Source organism: Yersinia sp. 2545 StPb PI (assembly GCF_052217125.1).
Lineage (GTDB): Bacteria > Pseudomonadota > Gammaproteobacteria > Enterobacterales > Enterobacteriaceae > Yersinia > Yersinia enterocolitica_E.
On the sequence record NZ_JAZGPY010000001.1, the window covers coordinates 1,929,009 to 1,940,689 of the forward strand.

The following is an 11,681-nucleotide window of genomic DNA, read 5'->3' on the forward strand; positions in this document are numbered from 1 at the left end:
ATCACCTTTTTAGCCGATAATTTTTAGTACAGCAAGGGCTTATCGCCCACCGTCCTTCGGTATGAAAAGCTTGTACGGGCAGGGCGTAATGACTATTTAAGGTGAGAAGATGACCCGGTATTTAAATAAAGACACCCAAGTGTGTATTTCTCTGGCGGCCAGGCCCAGTAACTTTGGTACCCGTTTTCACAACTTTTTGTACGATGCCTTAGACCTCGATTATCTGTATAAGGCTTTTACCACCACTGATCTTGTTGCCGCCATCGGTGGTGTGCGGGCGCTGGGATTTCGTGGTTGTGCCATCTCAATGCCCTTTAAAGAGACGGTGATTCCGCTGGTGGATGAGATGGACCCATCAGCTAAAGCCATTAACTCAGTAAATACTCTGGTCAATACCGCAGGCTACCTTAAGGCGTACAACACCGACTATATCGCCATCGCCATGTTGCTTGCGACATATCAGGTGTCATCAAAGCAGGTTTTTGCTTTACGTGGCAGTGGTGGCATGGCAAAAGCAGTGGCTTTTGCATTAAAAAATGCAGGTTTTAAGCAGGGTTATATCATTGCGACAAATGAAGTGACAGGTAAGCAGTTAGCGGATCAATCAGGTTATATTTATCGCCCTGATATGCAGGATGTTCGGGCTAATGTGTTGATTAATGCTACGCCGGTGGGGATGTCGGGGGGGAAGGATGCCGATGCTCTGGCATTTACTCAGGGTGAAATAGATAGTGCGGATATCATTTTTGATGTGGTGGCACTGCCGGCAGTCACCCCACTTATCCGTTACGCCAAAGCACAGCAGAAAACCGTTATTACTGGCGCAGAAGTATTTGCTATTCAGGCGGTTGAGCAATTTGTGCTGTATACGGGGATTCGCCCAGAGCCCGCTTTGTTTGAAAAAGCGGCGGCTTATGCCAGAGGCTGATTATTGAGGTTGAAATCAATAGAATTTGTCGCTCATACTACGCATTCTCCGTTTTATAATGATAAAGGAAATGCGTAATGGCCGAAGAAACGATTTTCAGCAAAATTATCCGCCGTGAAATTCCTGCCGACGTGGTCTACCAGGATGAGCTGGTGACGGCGTTTCGTGATATTGCCCCACAGGCACCCACCCATATCTTAATCATTCCCAACATTCTTATTCCAACTGTGAATGATGTCACGGCAGAACATGAAGCCACACTGGGTCGTATGATTACCGTGGCGGCTAAACTTGCACAACAAGAAGGCATTGCCGAAGAGGGTTATCGCCTGATCATCAACTGCAACCAACATGCCGGGCAAGTGGTCTATCATATTCATATGCACCTGGTTGGTGGTCGCTATCTGGGTTCATTGTTGTCACATAAATAATGATGCTGCATCAATAGCGGCATAATGATTGAGTCTAAATGAGGTAAGCCTATGCGCCGTGTTAAGGCGTTTTTATTACCGGTGATGGTGTCGGCGTGTATCGCGACATTATTGGGGTGCAGCAACCCGAAAGGGATTGCAGTAAATAAACAGCAAACCGTGGTAATGGATTCGTCGGTTCTGACGGCAGGTATTTTGGCTTCTCAACCCACAGTATCACTCTCTTCTGGCAATAATGTTGCGCGTTCAGTTATCACGAATAGCCAGAATAAGCCGGTAAGAATCAACTACCGTTTTTATTGGTATGATACCCAGGGCTTAGATGTGCCGCCGCTGGAAGCGCCGCGTTTTATGATGATAGCACCAGGGGACGATGTCACTATTCAGTCAGTTAATAATAATTTTAATGCGCGCAGTGCACGCCTTCATTTATTTTTATAACCGATTGATTTTCACCATTGGAGTAGGGCAATGAAAAGGTATTTATTTGTGGTTTTAGCAGCGCTAGTGCTGACCGGTTGTCCGTCCCGGACGCCTGTTGCACCAACGACACCGCCCGTCACCATTGAACCGGTAACCCCCCCTGTCGTTGAGACACCTCCGCCGGTAGACACCGTGCCGCAGCCACCGAAAGTGCAATCTATCGATTGGGCTATCAGTGTCGAGCCGTTGGTGGCGAAAATGGTGAATAACAACGAAGTGGCGAATGGCAGCATTCTGCTATTGGATAGCGTTAAAAACAACACCAATGGTGCATTGCAAACGGCGAAAGCCACCGCCGCATTACATCAAGTGCTAGCGTCGAATAAAAAGTTTGTTTTGATCTCGCCGCAACAATTAGCCGTTGCTAAGCAAACGCTGGGGCTTTCGGAAGAAGATAGCCTGGGGTCGCGCAGCAAAGCGATTGGTTTGGCCCGCTATGTCGGCGCTCAATATGTGCTGTACAGCGATGTGAGTGGTGATGTGAAGTCGCCAACCATTGAAATGCAATTGATGCAGGCGCAATCAGGCGAAATCATTTGGTCTGGTAATGGCCCGGTTCAGCGCTGATCCCTCTCTGTATGCATTCATTGACAGCATAAATCCGGCGATGAAAATCGCCGATTATCACTTTAGTCCGGTCGCGGGGCTAACCGGTGAAAGCTGGCGTATTACAGCACCCAATATTGACTGGTTGGCACGTCAACAATCACTAGCCAAACGTCAGTTGGGGGTGAACCGGCGGCGGGAACGAAAACTGTTACGACACGTGGCCAATCAGCATTTCTCACCGGCCATTATTGCCGCCGATCAGTACTGGTTAGTGGTTAATTGGCTTGAAGGTGACGTTGTCACTAATGAGCAATTTATTGAATTATCAGATAATGGGCAGTTGCCACAGTTATTGGCCCGTCTGCATCATCTGCCCATCAGCGGCTACCGTTTCGACTTGCGCCGTCAGTTAACCCGCTATGGGCAATTGATTGACTCAACGCGCCGCTCACCTGCCTGGTTGCGCCGCCAACATGACTTTCTGCGCCGCCCGCTACCGCAGCCTATTAAGTTGGCGCCGTTGCATATGGATGTCCATCCCGGCAATGTGTTAATGACCCCAACCGGGCTGAAACTGATTGATTGGGAATATGCTGCCGATGGGGATATCGCATTGGATATTGCGGCGCTGTTTCGCGGCAATAACTGGTTATTGCCACAACAACATGCCTTTTTACAGCACTACTGCGCGAGTGAGCAGGGATACCCTGACATCAAACGCTTATCACAGCAGATACAGCGCTGGTTACCGTGGATTGATTACCTGATGCTGATGTGGTTTGAGGTGCGCTGGCAGCAAACGGGTGATGAGACATTTTTACAATGGGCGTCGCCACTGCGCCAGCGGTTTAATTTATCGTTTTAATTCGTAGCGTTACCCAAAGAAATTGGCGTAGCAGCCAGGCAAATCGACCCCCTGTGGCGGCCCCGTCCGAGGGGTATTTTATTGAATGAAGTGAGGTTGTTGTGGGACCAGTAATGTTAGACGTCGCCAGCTATGAGCTGGATGCTGAAGAGCGTGAGATTTTAAAACACCCACTGGTGGGCGGTCTGATTTTGTTCAGCCGTAACTTTCATGATGCGGAGCAGTTGCGTGAGCTAGTTCGTCAAATCAGGGCGGCCTCTCGTGAGCGTCTGGTGGTGGCCGTTGACCAGGAAGGGGGCCGGGTGCAGCGTTTTCGTGATGGCTTTACTCGCCTGCCTGCGGCCCAGTCGTTTGCCGCTATTAATGATGCAGCTACGGCAGCTAAGCTGGCGCAAGAGGCCGGTTGGCTGATGGCGGCAGAGATGATAGCGATGGATATCGATATCAGTTTTGCGCCAGTACTGGATATCGGCCATGTTAGCGCCGCTATTGGTGAGCGCTCTTTCCACAGCGAGCCACAACAGGCTCTGGCAATGGCGGAATGCTTTATCCGAGGAATGCATAGTGCCGGGATGAAGACCACCGGTAAGCATTTCCCCGGTCATGGTGCGGTCACCGCCGATTCCCATAAGGAGACGCCACATGATAATCGACCACTGGCAGAAATCCGTACTCATGATATGGTTATATTTCGCGAGTTGATCGAGCGGCGACTGCTGGATGCCATCATGCCTGCTCACGTGATTTATACTGAAGCTGATGCGCGCCCGGCCAGCGGCTCGGCGTATTGGCTCCAGCAGATATTGCGTCAGGAATTAGGTTTTGATGGCATTATCTTCTCAGATGATTTATCGATGGAAGGTGCTGCGATAATGGGCAGTTACGCCGAGCGCGGGCAGGCTTCGCTGGATGCCGGTTGCGATATGATTTTGGTGTGTAATAACCGCCAGGGTGCCATCAGCGTGCTAGATAACCTGTCTCCGGTCAAAGCGGATCAGGTTGCGCGCTTGTATCATTCTGGGCAGTTTGAGCGTCAATCATTGATGGGGTCATCACGCTGGCAACAGGCGAATAAGGCATTAACTGCACTCAGCGCACGTTGGGATGCACATAAGAGCCAATTGAAATAAGTTATATACTCTAAATAATTCGAGTTGCAGCGGCCTCAACGAGGTGAGGCTCACGGATGGGCCGAGTAGTTGAGTGTAGCTAACGCACATGCAGCTTGACGTATGACAAGTATAAGTCGCGAGGATAAATATGATTGTCTATTTACATGGTTTTGATTCCAATAGCCCCGGTAATCACGAGAAAGTCCTGCAACTGCAATTTATCGATCCAGATGTGCGTTTTATCAGTTACAGCACCTTGCATCCTCGACATGATATGCAGCATTTACTGAAAGAAGTGGATAAAGCCATTCAGCAGGGCGGTGATGTCAAACCACTGATTTGTGGTGTTGGTTTAGGCGGGTTTTGGGCCGAGCGCATTGGTTTCCTGTGCGGTATTCGACAGGTTGCTTTCAACCCGAATCTGTATCCGCAGGACAATATGGGCGGTAAAATCGACCGCCCAGAAGAGTATGTTGATATCGCCAGCAAGTGTATTAATGACTTTCGCGAGAAAAATCGCGATCGTTGCCTGGTGGTGTTGTCTCGTCATGATGAAATGCTTGATAGCCAGCGAACTGCGGGTGACCTACATCCTTATTATGAAATTGTTTGGGACGAGAAACAAAACCACAAGTTTAAGGATCTTTCACCCCACCTTCAGCGCATTAAAGCCTTTAAAACTCTTGGCTAGCGTAAAGTGACTGCTGAGCCTAAAACTGTCGGTTTGTTAAAGATTGGTTAATTGTAAAGCTTATAACGTTCTGCTAACCGGTTTGGGGAAGGGAGTTTAAATCCTTTATCCAGGCCGTTTTGTTGCTTAAAAACGGCAAAATAAGATTTTTCCTCGCTGCAAATAGAAAAATTCTAAACTGTGACTAAACGCTAACTATTTGAATCCTATTCCAGAAAGATTCCCTATGCTGCCACTTTAATCAAAAAAAGTTGATATATATCAATTTTGGTATGACCAAATAACCCTGCATGATATTCTGGCTACAGATTATTGATTTAGCATCAGCGAACCCTATGTTATCTAAGGATATTATTCTTTTACCCTTAGCTAACAATTGGTTCACATTTAGGGGGTCATTTTGACAACGCCGAAGAAGAAAATCGTTATTATTGGTGGTGGTGCCGGCGGTCTTGAGCTGGCGACGAGTCTGGGCCATAAGCTGGGCCGCAGCAAGAAAGCGGACATCGTTCTGGTTGATCGCAATCACAGTCATCTGTGGAAACCACTGTTACACGAAGTAGCCACTGGTTCTCTTGATGATGGCGTCGATGCATTGAGCTATCTGGCTCATGCGCGTAACCATCACTTTAACTTCCAGTTAGGTTCCTTAACTGACATTAACCGTGAAACCAAAACACTCAGTTTGGCTGAGATTTGCGATGAACACGGTGATGTGCTGGTGACCCAACGTGAATTGACCTATGACATTCTGGTCATGGCCTTAGGCAGTACCTCTAACGATTTTGGTACGCCAGGCGTAAAAGAGAACTGCATTTTCCTTGATAACCCGCATCAGGCACACCGTTTCCATAATGAAATGCTGAACCTGTTCCTGAAATATTCAGCGCAACCGGGTGAAAAAGGGAAAGTTAACATTGCGATCGTCGGTGGGGGGGCTACCGGTGTGGAACTCTCTGCGGAACTGCACAATGCGGTGAAACAACTGCATAGCTACGGTTTTGAGGGCTTGGACAATCAAGCACTGAATGTGACGCTGGTGGAAGCTGGCGAGCGGATTCTACCCGCATTACCCCCGCGCATTTCAGCGGCCGCGCATCAGGAATTGATTAAACTCGGCGTGCGCGTGCTGACCAAAACCATGGTGACCAGTGCGGACGAAAAAGGCCTGAACACCAAAGAGGGTGAGTTCATTAACGCTGACCTGATGGTGTGGGCGGCGGGGATCAAAGCACCGGACTTTATGAAAGATATCGCTGGGCTGGAAACCAACCGTATTAATCAGTTAGTGGTGGAACCAACGCTGCAAACGACGCGTGATGCGAATATCTTTGCTATTGGTGACTGTGCTTCTTGCCCGCAGGCAAGTGGCGGTTTTGTTCCCCCGCGCGCGCAGTCGGCTCACCAGATGGCCAGCCGTTGCTACAGCAATATTCTGGCGTTGCTTAATGAGCAACCGTTGAAGCCGTATATCTATAAAGACCACGGTTCACTGGTTTCTCTGTCGAAGTTCAGCACTGTGGGTAGCCTAATGGGCAACCTGATGCGCGGTTCAATGATGGTCGAAGGGCGTGTTGCTCGTGTGGTGTATATCTCACTGTATCGTATGCACCAGGTGGCATTACATGGCTATACCAAGACTGGCCTGATGATGCTGGTGGGTGGGATTAATCGGGTTATTCGCCCGCGCTTGAAGTTGCACTAATCGTCTTCTCACTTAAACAAACCGCTGCCGTTAGTCAAAGGTGGCGGTTTTTTTTTGCTCAATCTCAGGCACTTAACGTTAAAAATGTTCGCCCGTAATGTGAAATTTGCAGCATAAAATTTCGCGGTCGCAAATACCCACAGTCGGATTCCTCCTAAACATATTCATTTACACCTATTATCTGGGTTTTTAGTCCATTTGTCTTATTGCTAGCTCAAACGACTTTGTGCAGACTCCATGGTGTTTACAGACGGCGAGTCACGCACGCCGTATTCCGCTAATCAGAGACAGCCTTTGGTGTCGGAAACTGTCAGATTTTCTGTTTTTACGCTGGAATTCTGGGGCAGAAGATGCGTGGTAACACTTTCAGGAGGATTTCCTGTGAACAAATCAATGTTAGCAGGCGTGGGTATCGGTATTGCGGCCGCTCTGGGAATTGCCGCAGTTGCGAGTATGAATGTTTTCTCTGGCGCGCCGCAATATGCACAAGTTATTGCGGCGACACCGATTAAAGAAACGGTCAAAACGCCTCGGCAGGAATGTCGTAATGTCACGGTTACTCACCGTAAACCCGTACAAGACGAGAATCAGATTGCTGGCTCAGTGTTGGGTGCGGTTGCTGGTGGGGTTCTGGGACATCAGGTAGGGGGCGGGCGAGGGAAGGATATCGCTACTGTTGCCGGTGCGTTGGCTGGCGGATATGCCGGTAACCGCGTGCAAAGTAATATGCAGGAAGGTGATACCTATACCACCACTCAACAGCGTTGCCAGACTGTCTATGACAAGTCACAAAAAATGCTGGGATATGACGTAACCTACAAAATTGGTGATCAGCAGGGAAAAATTCGTATGGATCGTGATCCAGGTACGCAGATCCCGATCGATAAAAATGGTCAACTAATACTGAACGACCGAGCATAATACAAAATCTGTTGTCCAAGACCTGGTACCAAGAACCCGCGATTTAGTGCTAATTCTGATCGTTTAAACAGAACATATTTTTGCCGCAAACCCGGCAAAAAATTTAAGCGAGTGGCATTAGCATTAACGCGGGTCTCTCATTGCTGAGAAACCCGCATTAACTCGCTGATTAACCTACCCGATGCTGCGCAAAGGCGGCCAACAACTCACTGATAAATTTCAGTCGCTGTGAACGATCAGTTAAATCTTGCATAAACTTCAGCTTGGTTGGCCCTTCCAGGCGGTATATCTGTGGCTGGCGCTGTAATAGCCCAATCAGATAGACAGGATCGACTTTGTTCTTATCACTAAATTCAATAAAGCCACCGCGCTCATTACCTTCAATTCGTTTGATGCCCAATTTTTGTGCCTGCTGGCGTAACTCTGCGGTGTGCAACAGATAACGTGCTGGGTCGGGCAGTTTGCCAAAACGATCGATTAACTCCACTTTTAGCTCATCAAGTTCCGTCTCATTGCGGGCACTGGCGATACGCTTATAGAATGAAAGTCGAACATTCACATCTGGAATGAAATCTTCTGGCAGCAGCACCGGCATGCGCAATTCAATTTCAGTCTGATTGCTGGTCAAATCTTCCAGAGATGGCTCTCTGCCTTCTTTCAAAGCATCAACCGCGCTTTCCAGCAGCTCCATATAGAGTGAGAAGCCAATGGTGGTCATCTGGCCGCTTTGGTCTTCACCTAACAGTTCACCCGCGCCGCGAATCTCCAGATCATGGGTTGCCAGCGCAAAGCCGGCACCAAGATCTTCCAGTGAGGCAATCGCTTCCAGCCGCTTTTTAGCGTCCGTGGTCATCGCTTTCGGATTCGGCGTCAGTAGGTAAGCATAAGCTTGATGATGTGAACGCCCAACCCGGCCGCGCAATTGGTGTAGCTGCGCCAGGCCAAAGTGATCCGCGCGCTCGATGATAATGGTATTGGCGCTAGGAATATCAATACCTGTTTCGATAATGGTGGTACAGACCAAAACGTTGAAGCGCTGATGATGGAAATCATTCATCACCCGCTCCAGATCCCGTTCACGCATCTGGCCGTGACCGATAGCGATACGCGCCTCAGGAACCAGCTCCGCCAGACGTTGTGTGGCCTTCTCAATGTTTTCCACGTCGTTGTACAGGTAATAAACCTGCCCACCGCGCAGAACCTCACGCAGGATGGCTTCGCGAATAACCAGGCTGTCGTACTCCCGTACAAAGGTTTTCACTGCCAGGCGCCGCGCCGGTGGGGTGGCAATAATCGACAAGTCGCGCATGCCGCTCATCGCCATATTCAAGGTACGCGGAATCGGTGTGGCTGTTAGGGTCAGAATATCCACATCGGCACGCATCGCTTTGATCCGCTCTTTATGACGAACACCGAAGCGATGCTCTTCATCGACAATCAGCAGGCCGAGATCTTGCCAGCGCAGGTCACTTTGCAGCAACTTATGGGTGCCGATAATGATATCGACTTTACCTTCAGCGGCTTGCTCCAGAATCACTTGCTGCTCTTTGGCACTGCGGAAACGGGACATCATTTCTATCCTGACCGGCCAAGTGGCGAAGCGATCACGGAAGTTATCGAAATGCTGTTGGGCAAGTAGTGTAGTGGGGACCAATACGGCTACTTGCTTATTATTGGCAACTGCGAGGAACGCAGCACGCATTGCCACTTCGGTTTTACCGAAACCAACATCGCCACATACCAGGCGATCCATCGCCAGCGGCCGACACATATCGCTGAGAACCGCATTAATGGCCTGTTCCTGATCTGGCGTGGTTTCAAACGGGAAGCTTTGGCAAAATAACTGGTATTGCTCGCGGTCATGTTTGAATTTAAAACCAGACTTGGCGGCGCGCTGGGCATAGATATCCAGCAGTTCGGCTGCCACGTCTCGCACTTTCTCGGCCGCTTTTTGTCGTGCCCGACCCCAGGCTTCTCCGCCCAGTTTATGCAGTGGCGCATTTTCATCAGCACCGCCGGAATAACGGCTAATCAGATGCAAAGATGAGACTGGCACATACAACTTATCTTCACCGGCGTAGGTCAGTATCAGGTATTCAGCTTTGATGCCGCCAGCTTCGAGCGTGGTTAAGCCCAGATAGCGGCCGACACCATGTTCCAGATGAACCACTGGCTGACCGGGGCGCAGCTCGGCCAGATTGCGGATTAGGGTATCGGTATTGATGGTACGCCGATTATCCTGCCGACGGCGGCTGACGCGCTCGCCAAGTAGGTCACTTTCACAAATCAGCGCTAATTGTTTATCGGTATCGAGGAAGCCGCGTTCACTGGCGCCGATCATCAGATAATGACCGGGAGCCGCCGCTTGTGGTAACGCTGTAATCAGGCTCGGACTGATTTTTATCCGGGCCAACAGGTCTTGTAGCGTTTCTCGTCGGCCTTCGCTTTCGACTGAAAACACGATGCTGCCACTGAATGTTTCGATAAAGCGGCGCAGGTTATCCAGTGGCGCTTTTTGCTGTGCTTGCACAGCCACATCAGGCAGGGGCTGATAGTGCAAATTGGTATTGGCAGCTTTAGTCGGCAGTGGGTCTGTCTTGAACTGCAGCCGAGGCCACTTTTTTAGCTCAGTGAACAGCGAATCAACCCGTAACCAGAGCGTATCGGGTGCCAGCAATGGGCGCATTGGGTCAACACGGCGGCTTTCAAAGCGCTGATTCACATCTAGCCAGAAACGCTCAGCAGAACCTTCCAGATCGCCGGTATTTACCAATAAGGTATTTTCAGGTAAATAACTGAACAGTGAGGGCAACGGTTGGCTAAAGAACAAGGGTTGCCAATATTCGATACCCGCAGGCCAGATGCCTTTACTGACTTGCTGATAGATGTGTTCAGCGTCGCGGCGAACTTCAAATTGTTCACGCCATTGGCTACGGAATAACTCGATTGCGGTTTTGTCTATCGGAAATTCATGCGCAGGCAGGAGGTTTATCTGTTCAACTTCAGACAGCGTGCGCTGCGAATCAACATCAAACACGCGCAGACTGTCAATGTCATCATCAAAGAAATCAATTCGATACGGCTCTTCACTGCCCATCGGATACAAATCAAGCAATGCCCCACGGGTCGCAAACTCACCATGTTCCATTACCTGATCAACACTGCGGTATCCTGCCTGCTCAAGTTGTGCGCGTAGTTTATCACGCGACAGATGCTGGCCTTTTTTCATCACCAGCGCATGGCCGTGTAGGAATTCATGCGGGCATACGCGTTGCATCAGTGTATTAATCGGGAGAATAATAACACCGCGATCCATCGCGGGCAGATGATACAAACACGAAAGGCGCGCTGAAATAATATCCTGATGCGGCGAGAAACTGTCGTAAGGCAGTGTTTCCCAATCGGATAGGGTACTTACTGGGCGGAGTGAGAATTGTTGCACCTCATCACGCAAGCGCAGGGCCGTTTGCATGTCAGGGGTAATTAACATTACCGGGCCATCATGGCGCTCAATGATTTCCGCACATTCCACCGCGCAGGCTGAGCCAGTCAACTGACCTAATTGACGGGTATCACCAGGCCGCTGCGGCAATGAATAACGATATTGTTGGGACATAAGCAGTTAAACAGTCTCTTAGTTTGTATACCCGCCGCCCTTCAAGAGGCAGAGGTGTTGGCTGCCCTTGCTCACCCCAATCACTTAGTTATCTAAGCGCTTGAGTATTAATGAGCCTTCACCCTATGGGCTAGCATAAATGATATCAAAATCAGTTGCTTACCGACTTTTTACTTGGGTGCTGCCTACCGGCATGACCAAGTAACAGGGATAGCGTTAACCCATGTTGCCGTTCAGCAGGACAGTATCAGCACAACAGATGACAAATTATCTCGGCGGCTATCCTAGCACGTGAGGGGGCATAGCCACAGACTGGCACCCTGATTTGGAATAAAAGCCAGAGATATATCCAATAGATCTCAAGGTGCAGGAAGGCGGCA

General features: G+C 49.5%; 10 protein-coding genes. 9 read left to right on the forward strand and 1 reads right to left on the reverse strand.

Annotated features, from left to right (window positions below):
• Positions 1-109: 109 nt before the first annotated feature.
• From V1955_RS08815 to V1955_RS08855, 9 genes are all read left to right on the forward strand, one after another.
• Positions 110-928: a shikimate 5-dehydrogenase gene (locus V1955_RS08815; protein WP_083158530.1), complete on the forward strand. Its 819-nt coding sequence runs from the start codon at positions 110-112 to the stop codon at positions 926-928.
• A gap of 77 nt (positions 929-1,005) precedes the next feature.
• Complete coding sequence (gene hinT / locus V1955_RS08820; RefSeq protein WP_083158531.1) at positions 1,006-1,359, forward strand: purine nucleoside phosphoramidase; 354 nt, start codon at positions 1,006-1,008, stop codon at positions 1,357-1,359.
• A 51-nt stretch (positions 1,360-1,410) separates the two neighbouring features.
• Entirely contained in the window at positions 1,411-1,800 is a 390-nt protein-coding gene (locus V1955_RS08825; RefSeq protein ID WP_083158532.1) for a YcfL family protein, read from the forward strand.
• 30 nt (positions 1,801-1,830) lie between these two features.
• Positions 1,831-2,409 (forward strand): penicillin-binding protein activator LpoB, encoded by a 579-nt coding sequence (lpoB, locus tag V1955_RS08830; protein WP_083158533.1) that lies wholly within the window; start codon positions 1,831-1,833, stop codon positions 2,407-2,409.
• A 40-nt stretch (positions 2,410-2,449) separates the two neighbouring features.
• A complete protein-coding gene (thiK, locus tag V1955_RS08835; protein ID WP_102970553.1) occupies positions 2,450-3,256 on the forward strand; it encodes a thiamine kinase in 807 nt (268 codons plus the stop codon).
• Between the two features lie 113 nt (positions 3,257-3,369).
• Positions 3,370-4,386, forward strand: a complete 1,017-nt coding sequence (nagZ, locus tag V1955_RS08840) for a beta-N-acetylhexosaminidase (RefSeq protein WP_193784640.1) — start codon at positions 3,370-3,372, stop codon at positions 4,384-4,386.
• A 130-nt stretch (positions 4,387-4,516) separates the two neighbouring features.
• Positions 4,517-5,059, forward strand: coding sequence for an alpha/beta hydrolase YcfP (ycfP, locus tag V1955_RS08845; RefSeq protein ID WP_083158536.1), 543 nt, complete (start codon positions 4,517-4,519; stop codon positions 5,057-5,059).
• Positions 5,060-5,459: 400 nt separating this feature from the next.
• Positions 5,460-6,764 (forward strand): NAD(P)/FAD-dependent oxidoreductase, encoded by a 1,305-nt coding sequence (locus V1955_RS08850; protein WP_083158537.1) that lies wholly within the window; start codon positions 5,460-5,462, stop codon positions 6,762-6,764.
• A 381-nt stretch (positions 6,765-7,145) separates the two neighbouring features.
• Entirely contained in the window at positions 7,146-7,685 is a 540-nt protein-coding gene (locus V1955_RS08855; RefSeq protein ID WP_005183154.1) for a glycine zipper 2TM domain-containing protein, read from the forward strand.
• 169 nt (positions 7,686-7,854) lie between these two features.
• Here V1955_RS08855 and mfd read toward each other — a convergent pair whose 3' ends face one another.
• Complete coding sequence (gene mfd, locus V1955_RS08860) at positions 7,855-11,301, reverse strand: transcription-repair coupling factor (protein ID WP_083158538.1); 3,447 nt, start codon at positions 11,299-11,301, stop codon at positions 7,855-7,857.
• Between the last annotated feature and the right edge of the window lie 380 nt (positions 11,302-11,681).

Coding starts and splice junctions, on each gene's coding strand:
- V1955_RS08825 (WP_083158532.1), top strand. CDS start 1,411: ATGCGCCGTGTTAAGGCGTTTTTATTACCGGTGATGGTGTCGGCGTGT.
- mfd (WP_083158538.1), bottom strand. CDS start 11,301: ATGTCCCAACAATATCGTTATTCATTGCCGCAGCGGCCTGGTGATACC.
- hinT (WP_083158531.1), top strand. CDS start 1,006: ATGGCCGAAGAAACGATTTTCAGCAAAATTATCCGCCGTGAAATTCCT.
- ycfP (WP_083158536.1), top strand. CDS start 4,517: ATGATTGTCTATTTACATGGTTTTGATTCCAATAGCCCCGGTAATCAC.
- nagZ (WP_193784640.1), top strand. CDS start 3,370: ATGTTAGACGTCGCCAGCTATGAGCTGGATGCTGAAGAGCGTGAGATT.
- V1955_RS08815 (WP_083158530.1), top strand. CDS start 110: ATGACCCGGTATTTAAATAAAGACACCCAAGTGTGTATTTCTCTGGCG.
- thiK (WP_102970553.1), top strand. CDS start 2,450: ATGAAAATCGCCGATTATCACTTTAGTCCGGTCGCGGGGCTAACCGGT.
- lpoB (WP_083158533.1), top strand. CDS start 1,831: ATGAAAAGGTATTTATTTGTGGTTTTAGCAGCGCTAGTGCTGACCGGT.